Genomic DNA, 19,602 nt, shown 5'->3' with positions numbered 1-19,602 from the left:
TAACCACAAAGGCTATCCCGATAGCTATCGGGATATACCAAGAACACTAAACCTTTTATCTTTGTCTTCCTGTAAATTACCATTACTCGGAATTAATCGAATTAAATTTGAATCTTCATAGATGTAAAAAATCCCTAAGTCCTTATTCAAATTTAATTCTGAGTCATTTACTTTATTATAACTGCTTGACGATTTACTTTTTACAATAAAACGAATATGTGAATCATCAATCTTTATAAAATTTCCTGAAACATTTCTAAAAACATCATTTCCGCATGGAGCCGTATTTCCGCACAAGAATGTTCCATCTAGATGTAGTGTCAACACATTACCCCAAGGATTCTTATCATCCTGCCTAACTATTGAATATTCCTGAAAATCACCCAAACCTAATATTTTATCAATCTTCCAATTTCCATACATATTAATTTGTGCCAAAACTATTGATTGAACAAAAAACAACAACGCAGTTATTATGTACTTATTTGAACATAGTTCTTTGTTATCTCTAAAGGCCATCTTCTTAATTTTAGAATTATTAAATCATTAAAAATCAATAAACACCTATCAAATATAAAACTTAATCTGAATAGCAGCCAATAATTTTGCACACAAAAATAAGACCGTAACTTTTCTCCAATCTCAACGACATATTATTAAAACGAATTTTCTAATTTAATTCTTAAAGCAATATGAGTAATAGAAGAAACTGGTTAAAACAAATCGGGTTAGGCACAATAGGATTAGGTTTTTGTCAATTTGAAGCATTTGCAAATCCTCCATTAGAAAATTACATCCCTCCAAGTTTAGACAAATCTCCTATTTTATTACGGTCGAATGAAAATCCGTACGGACCTTCTCCATCAGCTCGTCTTGCCATGCAAAAAAGCATCAACAACAGCAATCGTTATGGTTGGAATGCTTCAGGAGAACTAATTTCTTTAATTGCCAAGAAAAATAGTGTTTCAGATAATAATATTCTATTGGGCGCTGGTTCAACAGAAATTTTAGATTTAGTACTTCAATATACTGCTTTAAAAAAAGGCAATTTTATACTTGCCGAAACCACTTTCGACTATTGGACATTTCCTTCTGAAAAATTAGGATTAAAAAAAATCACAGTTCCATTAACTGCCGATAAAAAGCATGATTTAACAGCCATGTTAAAAGCAATCGATTCAGATACAAAAATGATTTATATCTGTAATCCTAACAACCCAACAGGAACAATCTGCGATAGAGAACAGTTAATTTCTTTTGTAAAAGAAGCTTCTAAAAAAACAATTGTTTTTGTTGATGAAGCTTATATCGATTTTACAAAAGAGCACTCACTAAGCGATCTTGTAATTGAAAACAAGAATTTAATAATCACTAAAACATTTTCAAAAATGTATGGTTTGGCTGGTGCACGTATAGGTTATGCCGTTGCAAACTCTTCGACAATTGAAGAACTCAGTGTTCTAAAATCATCTCCTAACTTATCAATCAGCGTCGTAACAACGGCTGCAGCGATTGCATCTTTAAATGATGAAAAATTTATTCGAGAAGTATGCTCTTTAAATGAAGAAGTAAGGAAATATACCCTAGAACAACTTACTCGATTAGGTTTAACCTGCATTCCATCTTATTCTAATTTCATTTATTTTTCTTTAGAGAATTACAAAAAGGACTACTTTAAGCAATTGGAAAACCACAATATTATGGGAACAAAGATTTATGAAGAAAACGGTAAATGGACAAGAATTACAATAGGAACAATGAAAGAAATGCAGCAATTTATTGAAGCCATAAAATAAAAATTCTCAAAAAAGTCTTTTTACAGAAAATCTGTTCAAATAAATTATAATCGTTACTTTTGAACTCAGAATTTTTCCGAAGTTTCGGAACTCAAAAAAGCCTTTTATTTATGGAAATCCAATCCAATTTTTCTTTAAAAAACTACAATACTTTTGGTATCGAAGCCAAAGCAAAAAAATTTATTGCTGTTCATTCAATTGCTGAATTAAAATCCATTTTGTCAGCAAACAAAAATGAGGAAAAGTTCATTTTAGGCGGAGGAAGTAATATGCTTTTAACTAAAGATATTGAAGCGCTGGTTATTCATATTGATTTAAAAGGAAAAAAAATCATTAAAGAAGATGATAATTTTGTTTGGGTCGAAAGTCAGGCTGGTGAGACTTGGCACGATTTTGTACTTTGGACAATCGACAACAATTTTGGCGGTTTAGAAAATATGTCTTTAATTCCGGGAAATGTCGGCACAACTCCAGTACAAAATATTGGCGCTTACGGAACCGAAATCAAAGATACTTTTGTTTCTTGCGAAGCGATGAATATTGCAACTCAGGAAATGAAAACCTTTACTAATGCTGAGTGCAATTTTGGGTACCGCGAAAGCATTTTTAAAAATGAAGTAAAAGATCAATTTATTATTACTTCGGTTATTTACAAATTGACAAAACGCAATCATAAAATCAATACTTCTTATGGAGATATTTTAGCTGAATTGGCTAAAAAGAACATTACTGAACCAACATTAAAAGAGGTAAGTAATGCTGTAATTGCCATTAGACAAAGTAAATTACCTGATCCAAAAGAACTGGGAAACAGCGGAAGTTTCTTTAAAAACCCAATTTTATTAAAATCTGATTTCGAGAAAATTCATCAAAAGTTCCCTGACATGAAATTTTATGAAGTTTCTGAAACCGAAGTAAAAGTTCCCGCTGGATGGCTTATTGAGCAAGCTGGTTTAAAAGGAAAACGTTTTGGAGAAGCTGGAGTTCATAAAAACCAAGCTTTAGTTCTAGTAAATTATGGCAACGCAACTGGGCAAGAAATCCTAGCCGTTGCTAAAGAAGTTCAAAAAACAGTTTTTGAAACTTTTGGAATTCATATTGAAGCGGAAGTAAATGTGATTTAAAAGTGCAAATTTCGTTTCGTGATGTGAACTTAATTTTGTCAGACTGAGCGAAGTCGAAGTCCTCTTTAGCATAAAAACATTTCGACTTCGCTCAATGTGACAAACCTCAAAAAAAACAATATGTATACACCTGATTTATACAAAAACGAGAATCCTGAAGAAATCAGAGATTTTTTAAAAGAAAATAGTTTTGGAATCCTGATTAATCAAACTAACGGAAAATTGTGTGCAACTCATATTCCGATAGAACTTGAAATCAATTCTGATGGAAAAGAGATTTTGCAGGGACATATTTCAAAACTGAATCCTCAAGCAGAAGGTTTTGCAGCAAACGATCAAATCCTAGCGGTGTTTACAGGACCGCACAGCTATATATCTTCATCTTGGTACGATCACGAAAATGTACCGACTTGGAATTACATAGCCGTACATGTTTATGGAAGAATTAAAATTGTTGACTACGAAACTTCGGTAGAACAATTAAAAAAGTTAGTTGATAAATACGAAGCAAATTCAGAGAGTCCTATTAGAGTTGAAGACTTATCTGCTAAAACAATGCGTGAAGCTCGAGGGATTTTTGGTTTTGAAATAGAAATTGACGAAATTCAGGCAACTAAAAAATTATCGCAAAATCGAGACGATCATAATTATAAAAACATAATTTCGGAATTAGAAAAGACTGAAAACCCTCAATCTATTGCTGTTGCAAAGGAAATGTTGAAATGCCGAAAGTAAATCTGTATTAATCATTGAAATTTACTAATTCATAACTACCTTTGTACTCGCAAAATTTCAGATATTAATAGACATTAAAACCATATGCTTATAACTTTATTTTACTTCTTTATTGCTATTGTTTTTATTCAAGTTTTCTACTACTTAGGAATTTTTGGAAAGTTTGCATTCGCTAAACCTCAAAATATTACACCAAAAAGAATTCCGGTTTCAGTTATCGTCTGCGCAAAAAATGAAGAAGAAAACGTAAAGAAATTTATCCCATTATTAGCTGAACAAAATTATCCTGATTTCGAAATTGTTTTGATTGATGACGCTTCAAGTGATGAAACTTTAGAGGTTTTTGAAGAATTTGAAAATCTATATCCTAATATTCGTTTGGTTAAAGTAAAAAACAACGAAGCTTTTTGGGGAAATAAAAAATACGCTTTAACATTAGGAATTAAAGCAGCAAAAAAAGAGTATTTATTGTTTACAGATGCTGATTGTTACCCAACTTCAAAAGAATGGATTACAGCAATGACTTCGCAATTTACAATGAATAAAACTATTGTTTTAGGATATGGTGGTTATGAAAAAATAGAGCGTTCTTTACTGAATAAAATTATTCGTTTTGAGACTGTTTTAACTGCGGTTCAATATTTTTCGTGGACTAAAGCAGGTTTTCCATACATGGGAGTTGGAAGAAATTTAGCGTACAAAAAAGACGAGTTTTTTAATGTAAATGGCTTTATTGATCATATACAAGTTCGTTCCGGCGATGATGATTTATTTATTAATCAGGCCGCAAACAAATCAAATACGACCATTTCTTATACTCCTGAAAGTTTTACTTATTCTAAACCAAAGGAATCGTATAAAGAATGGTTTACTCAAAAAAGAAGACACGTTTCTACGGCTGAATATTATAAATTTTTCGACAAATTTCAGTTGGGAGTTTTCTTCTGTTCGCAATTGTTTTTCTTTTTATCTGTCATTATTCTGCTTGCTTTCCAATTTCAATGGATTGCAGTTTTGGCCATTCTTGCAACCCGTTATACCATAGTTTGGACTGTTATTGGATTCTCTGCAGGAAAATTAAAAGAAAATGATATTAAAATTTGGTTTCCAGTGCTTGAAATAGCGCTTATATTCACGCAAATTAATATCTTTATATCTAATATCTTTTCAAAACCTGTATATTGGAAATAAATTCTAAAATAGAAAAAGCAAAAAAAGGCGATCAAGCCGCCTTTACTTTTTTATTAGATTATTATTGGAATGAAGTTTACAGCTTCATGCTTAAACGAACAGAAAACGAAACGACTGCCGAGGATATTACCATTGAAACCTTTTCTAAAGCATTTGACAAAATTGCTTCTTACAATTCTGAATTTCAATTTAACACTTGGCTGATTGCTATTGCAAAAAATGTCTACATTGATTTATTGCGCAAAAAAAAATCCAGTCTTTTTATAGAAATTACTGATGCCGATGATCAGCAGGCTTATAATATTGCCGACACTACTCTATCTGCTGAAGACGCTTTAATTAACGAGCAAAACCTGTCTCGACTGCTTCTGTGCATTAAAGAATTGAAACCTCATTATCAAGAGGTGATTCAACTGCGTTATTTTCAAGAAATGACGTATCAAGAAATTGCCAGCAAAATAGACGAACCTTTAAGTAATGTTAAAGTAAAGTTACTTCGCGCTAAAAAATTGTTAGCAGAAATCATTAATCGTAACAGATAATTTATTATCTTTAAGAAAAGAATAACACATTATCTGGTTTTTTCTTAAAAAAATTACTTTAACACACTAAAACAACAACTTCTGCGTTGTTTGTCAAAACCCTAATTCTTATCGCGTATGATTTAAAGTTACTTAACCTTAAAACCCAAAAATCATGTCTAAATTAAGCATCTATGAAAACAAGTGGATTGATCTTGTTTTCGAAAACAAAAACAAAGAGTACGGTGCGTATCAATTACGCCAAGAGAATTCTAAAACTACTATTACAGCTCTATTCATGGGATTGTTGTTACTAGCAGCCTTAGGAAGCGTATCGATGCTGATTAATAAATTTAGGACACCAGTTATTAATGAACCAGAAGTAATTTCATGCCCTATTGTACCAGTTAACATTGCACCAGATCTGGTAAAACCTGAACCACCAAAACCAATTGCACCACCAGAGCAAAGTGCAGCTTCCGCGCCATCAATTAACACACAATTGGTAAACCCGGTCGTTACATCTGCTACACAGGCTACACCTGACATTGCCACAAACATTGACAATGCGCCAGCTGTAGAAAATACTTCTACAGGTCTAGGAACTGTTGTAAATGCTATACCAACATCTGGTGGAAATGGCGGAGAAGGCACTTCTTCAACTCCTGTAGACAATACTCCTGTAATTGCAGCAGCTTTAGACAAAATGCCAGAATTTCCAGGTGGAATGGCTAAATTCTATGCCTATGTTGGAAACAACTTTAACAGACCAGAATTGGATGCCGAAAAAACATTACGAGTGTATGTTTCATTTGTAATTGAAAAAGACGGTTCAATTACCGATATCATGGTAAAAAATGATCCGGGTTACGGAATGGGGAAAGAAGCAATTAGAGTTTTAAAATCATTAAAAACAAAATGGACTCCGGGAATACTAAATGGTAAAGCAGTAAGAACTGCTTACAATCTCCCGATAACAATAAAAACAGAAGCAGAATAAAAATAGAAAAAAGCAGAATTTAGGTTCTGCTTTTTTTATGCACTTTTTTTTCTTAAAAACATAAGTATCTGATCGAATTAAACATCTCCTATTTTTGCTACTTTTACACTTCTAATCACAAATTAATAATCACTGTAAAAACAAAAAAAATGGGAATATTTTCAGCCCTTATGGGTAATGCAGGTACTGTCACTCAGGAAGATTTACTTAAAAAGTATGGTCAGTTATTAACTGATAATGAAGAAATCGAAATGGGTTTTAAATTAATCCGTGATACTTTTATCTTTACAAACAAAAGATTAATCTTAGTTGACGTACAAGGATTAACAGGAAGTAAAACCGAATATAAATCTATTGCATACAAAAGCATCACTCGTTTCAGCGTAGAAACGGCTGGAACTTTTGATCTTGACGCTGAATTAAAAATATGGGTTTCAAGCGAACTGAATCCAAGTATCGTTAAGCAGTTTAACAAATCGGTAAATGTTTACGACGTTCAAAAAGTTTTAGCACATCACGTTTTAGGCTAACAATAATATACAAAAAAGAGAACGGCAGATCATATGATCTGCCGTTCTCTTTTTTAAACTAGAAATTATTATTTCTTTTTGGTTGTTGTTTTTTTGGTTGCAGCTGGCTTTTTAGTCGTTGCAGCTTTTGGAACCGTATTATCTATTTTTTGCTGCACATATGGTTTATACAAGCCGTCTTTTTCAGCTCTCTTTTTCGCATCATCTGCTCTTTTCTTAGAATCTGGATGTGAACTCATCATTTGATCAATAAAAGAAGCTTGAGCTCCTTCACTCATTTTTGCCAAAATTCTAAACGCTGATTCTTCTGCATTTACGTCATAACCATTTTTCTTCAAGAAATTATACGAAAACAAATCCGCTTCACTTTCTTGTTTACGGCTGTGTTTGCTGTCAATCATAGCGCTTCCGATTTTCCCTAACTGACTATCAGTTACTGAAGATATTTTTGCTGATTGAGAAGAAACTCCATCAATTACTGCTTCTTTTTGGTAAGCCGCACGCATTGCATCTCTGGAATCATTGTTGGCAACGTGGCCAATTTCATGACCAATTACAGCCAGCAATTCATTATCATCCATAATATCCATTAAACCCGAATACACACGTACACTTCCATCTGCAGTAGCAAAAGCATTCACTTCTTTAACTTTGTATACTTTATAATTTAAAGTATATCCATCGCCGGCTGTATGCTTTCCAAACACTCTGTTTAATCGTAATGTATAACCATCAGTTGGACCAGCCACTTCATTTTCAGTATCTAATTTCGCGACTGCTTCTTTAGACAACGCTGCTGCATCAGCATTAGTCAATGTAAAAGCCGTTACCCCTTTTTGAACCGCTCCAATTGCTTTATCGCCTAAATTAATTTGCGCATTTGTTTTTGTAAATCCAAAAGCGGCAAACAAAACCCCTAATACAATAAATTTCTTTTTCATATCTCTAAACATAATTATTATTTAACAACAAATGTAGTACAAGAAAACACTATTTCATTTCAATAAAAGCTTGTTTTTTTAACAAATTAAAGATATAAATTTTTGATGAGTTGTATAACGATCTACAGCTATTATTCATAGTACTCAATGGTATAACAAAAAAAAACGGCAAGTTATCTAGAGAATCTGCCGTTTTTAGGTTTTATGAACAATATTACTTTTTCTTTGTTGTGGCCTTTTTAGCAGTTGCCTTTGTTGCTGCTTTTGCCTTTACAGGCGCAGTATTATCAATTTTCTGCTGTACATAAGCTTTATACAAACCATCTTTTGTTGCTTTCTTTTTAGCATCATCTGCTCTTTTACCAGAATCAGGATGCGAACTCATCATTTTAGTCATAAAAGAAGATTCAGCTCCTTCACTTAAATTTTGAAGAATTCTAAAAGCTGACTCCACCGCATTTACATCGTAACCATTCTTTTTCATAAAATCATACGAAAACGAGTCAGCTTGAGATTCTTGTTTTCTACTATGCTTGCTGTCGATCATTGCACTTCCAATTTTTCCTAATTGAGATCCTGTAAGAGTCTCTATTTTTCCTGATTGTGACGAAGCTGCATCTAGTAAAGCTTCTTTTTTATAAGCAGCTTTAATAGCATCTCTTGTGTCGTGATTAACTACGTGACCAATTTCATGCCCGATAACGGCAAGCAATTCATTATCATCCATAACATCCATTAAACCCGCAAATACACGAACACTTCCATCGGCACAAGCAAAAGCATTAATATCTTTCACTAAATAAACTTTATAATTTAAATTAACTCCCTCACTAGAAGTGTGTTTTCCAAACAAACGATTTAATCGAATTGAATAACCATTAGCAGGCTCAGCAACAGGGTTATTTGCATCCAATTCTGCAACCGATTCTTTTGCCAAAGCAGCAGCATCGGCATCACTAAAAGTAAATCCTGAAACACCTTTACCTAATGCCCCCATAGCTTTGTCTGAAAGTATTTGCGCATTCATGGTAGTAAAACCAAAAGCAGTCAATAAAATTCCTAATACAATAAATCTTTTTTTCATGTTTTTTAAAGCTTTAAATTAACAGCAAAATTACTACAGCGATAATTTCACACTGCCATGGAACGCTAAATTTATAGCAGAATAAGACAAAATTTAGTTTTTAAAAAATCAAGCTAAAGCGTCAAAATACTCAAGAAGAGTAAAAAAATAAAGCAAGAAAAACATCCAAATACGAGTAATTAATATTTGAACTTATTCGTTTTAAATAAAATCAAAAAACACAAACTGTAAACGAAAATTAAATTAGCATCTCCAAATAAACTACATTATGTATCTTTGTACTTTGAATTATGATATATGGAAACAGTCATTGAAAACATACCAGCCGCAAAACCTAAATGGTTGAAGGTAAAATTACCAATTGGACAAAAATATACTGAACTTCGCGGTTTAGTCGATAAATACAGTTTAAATACAATTTGCACCTCTGGGAGCTGCCCAAATATGGGAGAATGCTGGGGAGAAGGTACTGCTACTTTTATGATATTAGGAAACATCTGCACTAGATCTTGCGGTTTTTGCGGTGTTAAAACCGGCAGACCAGAAACGGTAGATTGGGATGAACCTGAAAAAGTAGCTCGTTCTATAAAAATCATGAATATCAAACATGCTGTTATTACAAGTGTTGATAGAGATGATTTAAAAGACGGCGGTTCAATAATCTGGATTGAAACTGTAAAAGCGATTCGCAGAATGAATCCGAATACTACACTTGAGACTTTAATTCCGGATTTTCAAGGAATGGAAAGAAATCTGGATCGAATTGTGGAAGCAAATCCTGAAGTAGTTTCGCATAATGTTGAAACCGTAAGACGCTTAACAAGAGAAGTTCGTATTCAAGCAAAATACGATCGCAGTTTAGAAGTTTTGCGTTACTTGAAAGAAAAAGGAATAAACAGAACTAAATCTGGAATCATGTTAGGTCTTGGAGAGACGGAAGAAGAAGTTTTTCAAACTATGACGGACCTGCGAAATGCAAATGTTGATGTTGTTACTATTGGACAGTACTTACAACCAAGCAAAAAGCATTTACCAGTAAAAGAGTTCATTACACCTGAACAATTTGCCCGATATGAAAAATTTGGTCAAGAATTAGGTTTCAGACATGTAGAAAGCGGGCCTTTAGTTCGTTCTTCATACAAAGCACAAAAACATATATTATAAAAGGTTATTTGTTTAACTGTTTAATCGTTTAATTGCATTGATAAAACGATTAAACGGCTGAACGATTAAACAAATAAACAAAATATTGAAAACAAGAATTGCTATTAATGGTTTTGGAAGAATTGGAAGAAACTTGTTCCGTCTGCTTCTAAACCACCCTGAAATTGAAGTTATTGCAATTAACGACATTGCCGATAACAAAACCATGTCGCATTTAATAAAATACGACAGCATACATGGTGTTTTGCCATTTAAGGTATCTCATGATGAAAATGGGATAATTGTTGATCATAGACACTTTTTATTTTTTCATGAAAAAAGCATTTCTAACTTAGATTGGAAAAGTCATTCTATCGACTTTGTTATAGAATCAACAGGAAAATATAAAACACACGAAGAATTAAATGCGCATATAGAAGCTGGAGCAAAAAAAGTAATCCTTTCTGCTCCTTCTGAAGTAGACACAATAAAAACGGTTGTTTTAGGGGTAAATGAAACTATTCTAGACGGAACGGAAGACATTGTTTCTAATGCAAGCTGTACGACAAATAATGCGGCTCCGATGATAAAAATCATCGAGGAATTATGCGGAATTGAACAAGCTTACATTACAACAATACATTCCTACACAACCGACCAAAGCCTTCACGACCAGCCACATAAGGATCTACGCCGTGCGAGAGGCGCAAGTCAGTCAATTGTTCCAACAACTACAGGTGCAGCTAAGGCATTAACAAAAATTTTTCCTAAATTGCATGAAAAAATTGGAGGCTGCGGCATTCGTGTTCCAGTTCCCGATGGTTCATTGACCGACATAACGTTTAATGTAAAACGTGCTGTCAGTATTGACGAAATTAATAAAGCATTTGAAGAAGCCTCAAAAACAAATTTAAAAGGAATACTAGATTATACTGAAGATCCAATCGTTTCGGTTGACATAATTGGTAACACACATTCATGTCTTTTTGATGCACAACTAACATCTGTTATTGATAAAATGGTAAAAGTTGTGGGTTGGTATGATAATGAAATTGGATATTCATCAAGATTAATAGATTTGATTTTACTGATAAGAAAAAAATAAAATTCATTGTAAAAGCATTGCAATACATGAAATACCACATTCTTATTCTGGTTTGTTTTTTAAATTCATTTTTGTATTCTCAAACTAAAAAGAATACGGATAGTGTTTCCTATTACAATAAACTAGCCAATAAAAATCTTAGCAGTAAAAAATACAACAATGCTGTTTTTTACACTAAAAAATCAATTGACTTTTGTGAGACACATCATCATACCCAAAATCTAGCCAACCAAACCTTTAAGCTTGGAAAAATATTTTACAATCAGCAAAAATATGACGAAGCTTTAAAGAACTTTCACAAAAGTGTATCCTCATTTGACAGTGTAAAACCCAATTGCACAAAAATTTTGGCACTACATTATATTGGTGCCGCAAACACGGCAATGGGTAACTACAAAACTGCCGATGTTTATTATGCAAAAGCCCAAGACCTATTAAAAGAACTGGGAGTTATTGACAGCGCCGAAGTTCTCAGCTATCAAAAAGCGATGGCTTTTAAGTCAAATCAAAACTTACGCTTAGCCGCTAAGACTTTACGACAAATCACCAAAAAACCTGACAATCCTGCTATTTTAAAAACAAAAAGCAGTTCTTACTATCAACTTGGATTAATTGAAAGCACACTTAAACGCAATGATTCTGCTATAATTTATTTTGATAAAGCACTAGATTATAATGCGATGATAAATGATCTTCCGCAAAAATCTAAAATTGTTTTAGCGATAAGTCAGTACTATAAAAAAAACAGAAACTTTGATCTTGCTTATTCTTATTTAGATGAACATTATCAATTAGAAAACTACATTTTAAAATTAAAAAATGCTAAAATTGATTTTAATGAATATCAGAAATTCAAAAAAAATCAATCTTTAAATAACAGCATAAAACGTGAAAGCGAAGAAAAAATTCAATTAAAAACCTATCGCTATTCTAAGTTGGTCAGTATTTTGGCAATTGCTTTAATTTCGATTCTATCGCTTTTGAGTTTAGCGTTATACAAAAACAACATTATTCGAAATCAAAACAACCTGCTTTTACGCGAAAAAAACAAAGAGTTGATTCTAGCCAAGAATAAGGCTGAAAAAGCTTCAAAAGCCAGATCAGAATTTTTATCAACAGTAAGTCATGAACTCCGCACACCGCTGAATGCGATCAATGGAATTACTCATTTATTACTTGAAGATGATCCAAAAGAAACGCAACTAAAATACTTAGAATCCTTAAAATTTTCAGGAAATTACCTGACCACTTTTATCAACGAAATTCTTGAAATTAATAAAATCGATTCTACTAAAGTCGAAATTGAAAGTATCAGCTTTAATTTGAAAGAGCTTCTTTTTAACATTCAAAGTTCTTTAAAAGAATTGGCTACTGCCAATAAAAACTATTTCAATCTTGAGATAGACAAATCAATTCCTGACAATTTAATTGGTGACCCTACTAAATTGTCTCAAATTATATTGAATTTAATCAACAACGCGCTAAAATTCACTCAAAACGGAAATGTAAATGTAATTGCAAAATTATACGCTGAAGAAGATGATACCGCAACAGTTTATTTTGAAATTGTTGATACCGGAATTGGAATTCCTGAAGATAAATTGCAAACTGTTTTTGAGAGTTTTTCGCAAGGATCAATAGAGGTAAATCGAAAATATGGCGGAACTGGTCTTGGACTTACTATTGTAAAAAAACTAATTGAACTTTTGGGCGGCGAAATAAAACTAAAAAGTGAAGTTGGCAAAGGATCTACTTTTACTTTTAAATTAGATTTTAAAATTAACAAAGAAGCTTTGGAGGTCGTTCAAGAAGAAAAAACATACGACGATTCTCAATTACAACACAAATCAATTTTACTGATTGAGGACAATAAAATCAATCAGATGATTACTCGAAAAATGCTTGAGAATAAAGCTATAACCTGCGAAATCATCGATAACGGAGAAGAAGCTGTCGAGCTTTTAAAAGTAAAGCGTTTTGATATGATCTTAATGGACGTTCATTTGCCTGGAATTAACGGAACAACAGCAACGCAGCAAATTAGAGAGTTTGATAAAACAACTCCAATTATTGCGCTGACTGCGATTTCGCTTGACGAAAACAGAGATATGCTTTTATCCTATGGAATGAATGATGTTATTACAAAACCATTTGTTCCAGATGAGTTTTACAGCACAATCGCCAAGTTTTTTTAAAGTAAAAACTTAATATTCTATAATCAAGTTTTTTATCAAAGCTCTTACTTGAGGCTCTGCCATTTTTGCTGCTTCAAGAACTTCGTCATGAGAGATCGTATCTATACTTTCCTCATTACCCATATCAGTAATTACTGAAATTCCAAAAGTTTCTACGTCCATATGGCGCGCTACGATAACTTCTGGAACTGTAGACATTCCTACGCAATCTGCTCCAAGAATTTTAACCATTTTATATTCAGCCAAAGTCTCAAAAGTAGGCCCTTGCAAACCAAAATAAACGCCATCATGAATTTCGATATTCAGTCTTGATGCAATTTCTTTCGTTTTAGCAATCATTTTTCGAGAATAAGGCTCACTCATATTTACAAATCGAGGTCCAAAGCGTTCATCGTTTTTACCACGCAAAGGATGTTCCGGTGCAAAGTTTATATGATCTTTAATAATAACAATCGAACCTACTCTGTAAGCTGCATTTACTCCTCCCGACGCATTTGAAACTAATAGTTTATTAACTCCTAAAAATTTCATTACACGAACCGGAAACGTAACTTCTTCCATCGTGTATCCTTCATAAAAATGAAAACGACCTTGCATCGCAACTACTTTTTTATCCCCAATAGTTCCAAAAACCAAGGCGCCTTTGTGCCCTTGAACTGTAGACACAGGAAAATTAGGGATTTCATCATACGGCAGCGTAAATGCTATTTCTATATCATTTGTAAAACCTCCTAAACCTGAACCCAAAATCACTCCATATTCTGGTGTAAATTGTGTTTTTGACTTTATATAACTAACTGTTTCTTGAACTTTTTCCCACATAACTTAAAATTGTTTTATCAAAATTATTTTGCTCCCTGATGAAAGAACTTTTTATAGGCAAATAAAATAATTGCGATACAATACTTGTGTCCTTTAAACGAACATAATCCTTCTCGGTTGTAATAATTTTATATTGTTTTGCTTTCTCTGCAATTGTTGTAATATCTTTTTCTGTAAAATGATGATGATCTGGAAATGTAAGACATTCATCTTCGTTAGATTTTAAAAAATTAAAAAAGGGTTTTGGTTTTGCGATTCCTGCCAAAAGCAGCTTTCGTTCCTCTTTAATTTCCGCTACTGCTAATTTCTCTGTTCTTGAATAAACAGAATCATCATAATCTATAAAGGTAAAATATAATTCTTGCGAAACTTCAAGTTTTAACTTTCTTCTAATATTTTCCTGTTCAGATTCATCCAATTTAGAAGGGCATTTTGTAACTATAACAATATTGGCTCTTTTTGCTCCGCTTCTAGCCTCACGCAAATTTCCTGTTGGCAGCATAAAATCATCAGCATACAAATCACCATATGAAGTAAGCAAAATATAAAACCCAGCTTTTACTTTGCGGTGCTGATAAGCGTCATCAAGCAAAATTATTTCTGGCTTTTCTTTTTGCGAAAGTAATTGAGTAATTCCGTTTGTACGATTTGCATCAACGGCAACCTGCACACTTGGAAATTTTTGATAAAACTGAAACGGTTCATCACCAAGTATTGAAGCATTAGAATTTTCATCTGCCAAAACAAATCCTTCCGACTGACGTTTGTAACCACGACTTAAAGTCGCCACTTTATATTTACTTGATAACAATCGAATCAAATACTCAATTTGAGGTGTTTTGCCGGTTCCTCCTACACTTAAATTTCCAACCGCAATAACAGGAATATCAAATGAAGTCGATTTAAGAATTCCTTTATCAAAAAGAAAATTCCTAATTGATGTGATTAATCCATACAAAATTGCAAAAGGGAAAAGTATTTTTCGAAGTATATTCATTTTACGAAAGTATAATTTTTTTCGTTAATTTGTTTTATGAATTTGTTTCAGATCTCCCGTTTCAAGTTTTTCTCTTTCGCATTAAACTTGAAACAAATAGAACCTGAAACCTGAAACTAAAAGTAAAAAATGAAAATCAAAAATATAATAGAAGTTCTAGAAGAAATGGCGCCTTTGGCTTACGCCGAAGATTTTGATAATGTGGGGCTTTTAGTTGGAAATACTGAAACAGAAAGCACAGGCGTTTTAGTCTGCCATGATGCTTTAGAAACTGTGATTGACGAAGCTATTGCAAAAAACTGCAATCTAGTAGTTTGTTTTCACCCTATTTTATTTTCTGGGATCAAAAAAATTACAGGCAAAAATTATGTTGAACGCGCCATTTTAAAAGCAATCAAAAATGACATTGCTATTTATGCCGTTCACACTGCATTAGACAATCATTCTGCAGGCGTTAATAAAATATTTTGTGATTCTTTGGGTTTGATAAACACAAAAGTTTTGATACCGAAACAAAATTTCATTCAAAAATTAGTAACCTATACAACTCCAGATAATTCTGAAAAAGTTCGAAATGCCATGTTTGCAGCTGGTGCAGGAACTATTGGAAATTATGATAACTGCAGTTTTAACACTGAAGGTTTTTTTACTTTTAAAGGAAACGAAGACAGCAATCCTGTAATTGGAGAAAAAGGAAAATTACATACAGGAACTGAAATAAAAATTGAAGTTGTTTTTGAAAAACATTTACAATCTAAAATTCTTAAAGCTTTATTTGCCAATCATATCTACGAAGAAGTAGCTTATGAAATTTATGATCTTCAAAATTCACATCAAAATATAGGATTAGGAATGATTGGCGAGTTTGAAACTGAAATGAATGAAAAAGATTTTCTTCATTTTGTAAAAGAAAAAATGATTGCTGACGGAATACGTCATTCTAAGTTTTTAGGTAAGAGAATCAAGAAAGTAGCAGTTCTAGGCGGTTCAGGAAGTTTTGCCATAAAAAATGCAATTATGGCTGGAGCTGATGCTTTTTTAACTGCTGATTTAAAATACCATCAGTTTTACGAAGCTGAAAATCGATTACTTTTAGCAGATATTGGTCATTTTGAGAGCGAACGCTATACAAAAAACTATATTGTTGATTATCTTCGAAAAAAAATCCTTAATTTTGCCATCATTTTATCAGAAGAAAATACAAATCCAGTTAAGTACTTATAGAATATGGCGAATACGAAAGAATTAAGTGTTGAGGACAAGTTAAGAGCAATATACGATTTACAGCTTATTGACTCTAGAATTGACGAAATCAGAAACGTACGAGGTGAGCTTCCTTTAGAAGTGGAAGATTTAGAAGATGAAGTTGCAGGTTTAAGCACGCGTTCAGAGAAACTGAAAAGTGAACTTGAAGTAATTGAGGAGCAAATCAAGTCTAAGAAAAATGGTATTGATGAGCATAAAGAGGTTATCAAAAAATACACAAAACAACAAGAATCAGTTCGTAATAACAGAGAATTTAATTCTTTGACTAAAGAGGTTGAATTTCAAGAATTAGAAATTCAATTGGCTGAAAAGCAAATCAAAGAAATGAAAGCTTCTATCGAGCATAAAAAAGAAGTTATATCTAACTTAAAAGAAAAGCTTGACGCAAAAAGTTCTCATTTAAAACATAAAAAATCTGAACTTGACGCTATTATGGCAGAAACTCAAAAAGAAGAAATTTTCTTATCTGAGAAATCTGCTGAGTTTTCAAGCCAAATCGAAGACAGATTATTAGCAGCTTATACAAGAATCAGAACTAGTGTTCGTAATGGTTTAGCAGTAGTTTCGATCGAAAGAGGAGCTTCAGCAGGATCTTTCTTCACTATTCCACCGCAAACTCAAGTTGAGATTGCTTCTAGAAAAAAAATCATTACTGATGAGCACTCTGGAAGAATTTTAGTTGACAGCGCATTAGCTGAAGAAGAAAAAGAAAAAATGGAACAATTGTTCTCAAAATTCTAAATAGAAGTCCCGATTTAATCGGGACTTTTTTTTATCTCTTTTTTTGCCACGAATTTCACCAATTTCACTAATTTTTACTTTGACTATTTAAAGAATAAAAATTCGTGCTAAATTTGTGTCATTCGTGGCAAATCTTTTAAGGATAAGTTTTTCGAATATACTTTCATCATTAATCTGCTTATTTTGGGAATTAAAAAAGGAATCCGTTTTATTACTTTAAAATCTGTTGGGCAATACATAAACTTTCTAAGTTATGTTCGTCCTCAAAAAGCTGTTGAGCTTTCTTATGCCCTTTTTAGTCAGCCTCGAATTGGAAGATTACAAAAAGAAGCTCTTCCAAAAATTTTGAGAAATACGGAAACGGAAACTTTCAACCTTAATGAACATCATTTTCAAACTTACATCTGGAAAGGAAACGAAACTAAAATCTTATTAGTTCATGGCTGGGAAAGCAATGCTTCGAGATGGAAAAAAACGCTTCCGCATCTTCAAAAATCAGGAAGTACTATTATTGCTATAGACGCTCCTGCTCACGGTCAAAGCAGCGGTAAAGAATTTAATGTTCCGCTTTATGCCCAATTTATAAACAAAGCGGTAGAAAAATACCAGCCGACAATTATAATTGGTCACTCGATTGGCGGCGCAGCCTGCGTATATCACCAATACCTATTTCCGAATACCAGCATAAATAAAATGGTTATTCTAGGAGCTCCATCAGACTTAAAAACATTAATCGATAATTATATCTCAATGTTAAGCTTGAATACTAAAATGTTTTCACTTTTAGAAAGTAAATTTTTAGATCGATTCAATTTTAAGCTTGAGGATTTTTCAGGACAAAAATTTGCTTCAGAATTTAATGTTGAAGGTTTTATTGCGCATGACACTTCAGATGATGTCGTTGCTTTTGCAGAAGGAAAAAAAATTCACAGCAACTGGAAAAATAGTCAATTTATAGAAACCAAAGGCTTAGGCCACGGAATGCATGATGATGAATTGTACAGCAAAGTAATTGAGTTTCTTTTTTCTGAACGTTCAAAGTAACAAAGACTCAAAGAAACAAAGGTTTTTCTTATTTTGTATTTTATTTCTAACACATAATTCAAAAAAAATGATTGCCGTAATTTTTGAAGTCATTCCTAACGAAGGAAAAAAAGAAGAAAATTTAGACATTGCAGCGAAACTACGTCCGGAATTAGATCACATCGAAGGTTTTATCTCAATAGAACGCTTTCAAAGCATTAGTAATCCTGACAAGGTTTTGTCATTGTCTTTTTGGAAAGACGAAGAAAGCATTCAGCAATGGAGAAATCTCGAAATGCATCGTCACGCACAGGCAAAAGGACGCAATGAAGTTTTTAAAGATTATCATTTAAGAATTGCAACTGTTGTTCGCGATTACGGAATGTTTGATCGAAAAGAAACTCCTGAGGATAGTTCTCAATTTCATAAATAAGAGACAAAGCTCCAGAGGGAAAAAGAGACAAAGTTTTTTTTTAAGGTTCTAAGTTTTTTCTTTTCTAAAAATCTAAAATTCTAAGAAGTCTAAACTTTTGCCTATTTTTGCACTATGGAAGAGAATTTAAAACGTTTGAATAAATTTATTGGCGAAACTGGCTATTGTTCACGTCGTGAAGCTGATAAACTTATAGAGGAAGGACGTGTTACAATAAATGGTGCTGTACCTGAAATGGGAACTAAAGTTTCGCCAGATGATGAAGTACGCATTGACGGAAAACTAATTGTTGAGAAGCACGAAAAGATGGTTTATTTAGCATTCAACAAGCCAGTTGGAATTGAATGCACCACTAATCTTGAAGTTCGAAATAACATTGTTGACTACATCAATTACCCTAAACGTATTTTCCCAATCGGGAGATTGGACAAAGCCAGTGAAGGCTTAATTTTTATGACCAATGACGGCGATATTGTAAACAAGATTTTACGCGCTAGAAACAATCACGAAAAAGAATATACGGTTACCGTAAACAAACCTATCACAGATCGTTTTATTCAGCGAATGGGAAATGGTGTTCCTATTTTAGACACTGTTACTAAAAAATGTAAAGTGGAACAAATCAGTAAATACACTTTCAAAATCATTCTAACGCAGGGATTAAACCGTCAGATTAGAAGAATGGCGGAATATTTGGGTTATGAAGTTACGGCTCTTAAACGTATCAGAATCATCAATATTTCCTTGGATATTCCAGTTGGCAGATACCGCGATTTGACTGATGATGAAATCAAAGAATTAAATCAGTTAATTGAACCTTCGAGTAAAACGGAAGAAGCAAGTTTACCTAAAGTTGAAACTCCAAAACCAGCTTCAAATAGAAGAACAACGTTTATATCGAAACACGATCCGAGATTTAAGAAAAGAGGCGAAAATTAAATATAATAGAGTCCCA

General features: G+C 32.9%; 20 protein-coding genes. 15 read left to right on the top strand and 5 right to left on the bottom strand.

The window, feature by feature from the left end:
- Positions 1 to 24: 24 nt before the first annotated feature.
- On the bottom strand, positions 25 to 519 hold the full coding sequence (locus ACHRVL_RS18365; RefSeq protein WP_395414849.1) for a hypothetical protein: 495 nt from the start codon (positions 517 to 519) through the stop codon (positions 25 to 27).
- Positions 520 to 692: 173 nt separating this feature from the next.
- Between ACHRVL_RS18365 and hisC the strand changes: the two genes are divergently transcribed.
- The 7 genes from hisC to ACHRVL_RS18330 all read left to right on the top strand — a co-directional run bounded on the left by hisC (position 693) and on the right by ACHRVL_RS18330 (position 6,897).
- Positions 693 to 1,796 (top strand): histidinol-phosphate transaminase, encoded by a 1,104-nt coding sequence (gene hisC / locus ACHRVL_RS18360; RefSeq protein WP_395414848.1) that lies wholly within the window; start codon positions 693 to 695, stop codon positions 1,794 to 1,796.
- A 110-nt stretch (positions 1,797 to 1,906) separates the two neighbouring features.
- Complete coding sequence (gene murB / locus ACHRVL_RS18355; protein WP_395414847.1) at positions 1,907 to 2,920, top strand: UDP-N-acetylmuramate dehydrogenase; 1,014 nt, start codon at positions 1,907 to 1,909, stop codon at positions 2,918 to 2,920.
- A 120-nt stretch (positions 2,921 to 3,040) separates the two neighbouring features.
- Complete coding sequence (locus ACHRVL_RS18350) at positions 3,041 to 3,655, top strand: FMN-binding negative transcriptional regulator (RefSeq protein ID WP_395414846.1); 615 nt, start codon at positions 3,041 to 3,043, stop codon at positions 3,653 to 3,655.
- 84 nt (positions 3,656 to 3,739) lie between these two features.
- Positions 3,740 to 4,846, top strand: coding sequence for a glycosyltransferase (locus tag ACHRVL_RS18345; protein ID WP_395414845.1), 1,107 nt, complete (start codon positions 3,740 to 3,742; stop codon positions 4,844 to 4,846).
- A complete protein-coding gene (locus ACHRVL_RS18340; protein ID WP_395414844.1) occupies positions 4,837 to 5,388 on the top strand; it encodes an RNA polymerase sigma factor in 552 nt (183 codons plus the stop codon). Before ACHRVL_RS18345 ends, ACHRVL_RS18340 begins: the two co-directional genes overlap by 10 nt.
- A 154-nt stretch (positions 5,389 to 5,542) precedes the next feature.
- Complete coding sequence (locus tag ACHRVL_RS18335; RefSeq protein ID WP_395414843.1) at positions 5,543 to 6,367, top strand: energy transducer TonB; 825 nt, start codon at positions 5,543 to 5,545, stop codon at positions 6,365 to 6,367.
- 149 nt (positions 6,368 to 6,516) lie between these two features.
- Entirely contained in the window at positions 6,517 to 6,897 is a 381-nt protein-coding gene (locus ACHRVL_RS18330) for a PH domain-containing protein (RefSeq protein ID WP_089057968.1), read from the top strand.
- Positions 6,898 to 6,965: 68 nt separating this feature from the next.
- On the opposite strand, the gene ACHRVL_RS18325 is transcribed toward ACHRVL_RS18330, so the two are convergent.
- Both ACHRVL_RS18325 and ACHRVL_RS18320 read right to left on the bottom strand, forming a co-directional pair.
- Positions 6,966 to 7,838 (bottom strand): M48 family metalloprotease, encoded by an 873-nt coding sequence (locus tag ACHRVL_RS18325; RefSeq protein WP_395414842.1) that lies wholly within the window; start codon positions 7,836 to 7,838, stop codon positions 6,966 to 6,968.
- Positions 7,839 to 8,052: 214 nt separating this feature from the next.
- Complete coding sequence (locus ACHRVL_RS18320; protein ID WP_395414841.1) at positions 8,053 to 8,922, bottom strand: M48 family metalloprotease; 870 nt, start codon at positions 8,920 to 8,922, stop codon at positions 8,053 to 8,055.
- Positions 8,923 to 9,219: 297 nt separating this feature from the next.
- On the opposite strand from ACHRVL_RS18320, the gene lipA reads away from it, so the two are divergent.
- The 3 genes from lipA to ACHRVL_RS18305 all read left to right on the top strand — a co-directional run bounded on the left by lipA (position 9,220) and on the right by ACHRVL_RS18305 (position 13,365).
- The gene (gene lipA, locus ACHRVL_RS18315; protein WP_089055870.1) at positions 9,220 to 10,086 is read left to right on the top strand and encodes a lipoyl synthase; all 867 of its coding nucleotides are present in this window, start codon (positions 9,220 to 9,222) and stop codon (positions 10,084 to 10,086) included.
- A gap of 85 nt (positions 10,087 to 10,171) precedes the next feature.
- Complete coding sequence (gap, locus tag ACHRVL_RS18310) at positions 10,172 to 11,170, top strand: type I glyceraldehyde-3-phosphate dehydrogenase (protein WP_395414840.1); 999 nt, start codon at positions 10,172 to 10,174, stop codon at positions 11,168 to 11,170.
- 26 nt (positions 11,171 to 11,196) lie between these two features.
- Positions 11,197 to 13,365, top strand: a complete 2,169-nt coding sequence (locus ACHRVL_RS18305) for an ATP-binding protein (RefSeq protein ID WP_395414839.1) — start codon at positions 11,197 to 11,199, stop codon at positions 13,363 to 13,365.
- 9 nt (positions 13,366 to 13,374) lie between these two features.
- On the opposite strand, the gene ACHRVL_RS18300 is transcribed toward ACHRVL_RS18305, so the two are convergent.
- Positions 13,375 to 14,187, bottom strand: coding sequence for a purine-nucleoside phosphorylase (locus ACHRVL_RS18300; protein ID WP_129054704.1), 813 nt, complete (start codon positions 14,185 to 14,187; stop codon positions 13,375 to 13,377).
- Positions 14,159 to 15,184: a tetraacyldisaccharide 4'-kinase gene (gene lpxK / locus ACHRVL_RS18295; RefSeq protein WP_395414838.1), complete on the bottom strand. Its 1,026-nt coding sequence runs from the start codon at positions 15,182 to 15,184 to the stop codon at positions 14,159 to 14,161. Before lpxK ends, ACHRVL_RS18300 begins: the two co-directional genes overlap by 29 nt.
- 129 nt (positions 15,185 to 15,313) lie before the next feature.
- Between lpxK and ACHRVL_RS18290 the strand changes: the two genes are divergently transcribed.
- The 5 genes from ACHRVL_RS18290 (at position 15,314) to rluF (ending at position 19,586) form a co-directional block, all read left to right on the top strand.
- Positions 15,314 to 16,408 carry a Nif3-like dinuclear metal center hexameric protein gene (locus ACHRVL_RS18290; protein WP_395414837.1) on the top strand — a complete coding sequence of 365 codons (1,095 nt, stop codon included), beginning with the start codon at positions 15,314 to 15,316 and terminating at the stop codon, positions 16,406 to 16,408.
- A gap of 3 nt (positions 16,409 to 16,411) precedes the next feature.
- Positions 16,412 to 17,191 (top strand): zinc ribbon domain-containing protein, encoded by a 780-nt coding sequence (locus ACHRVL_RS18285; protein WP_395414836.1) that lies wholly within the window; start codon positions 16,412 to 16,414, stop codon positions 17,189 to 17,191.
- A gap of 183 nt (positions 17,192 to 17,374) precedes the next feature.
- A complete protein-coding gene (locus ACHRVL_RS18280) occupies positions 17,375 to 18,235 on the top strand; it encodes an alpha/beta fold hydrolase (protein ID WP_395414835.1) in 861 nt (286 codons plus the stop codon).
- Between the two features lie 67 nt (positions 18,236 to 18,302).
- Positions 18,303 to 18,647: an antibiotic biosynthesis monooxygenase family protein gene (locus ACHRVL_RS18275; RefSeq protein ID WP_395414834.1), complete on the top strand. Its 345-nt coding sequence runs from the start codon at positions 18,303 to 18,305 to the stop codon at positions 18,645 to 18,647.
- Positions 18,648 to 18,761: 114 nt separating this feature from the next.
- Positions 18,762 to 19,586, top strand: a complete 825-nt coding sequence (gene rluF / locus ACHRVL_RS18270; protein WP_395414833.1) for a 23S rRNA pseudouridine(2604) synthase RluF — start codon at positions 18,762 to 18,764, stop codon at positions 19,584 to 19,586.
- The last annotated feature ends 16 nt before the right edge of the window (positions 19,587 to 19,602 follow it).

Origin of the sequence: Flavobacterium sp. FlaQc-28 (genome assembly GCF_044007415.1) — a bacterium.
In the GTDB taxonomy this organism is placed as follows: domain Bacteria; phylum Bacteroidota; class Bacteroidia; order Flavobacteriales; family Flavobacteriaceae; genus Flavobacterium.
The sequence above is the reverse complement of the archived record's forward strand: the minus strand, read 5'-3'. Positions and strand labels throughout refer to the sequence as shown.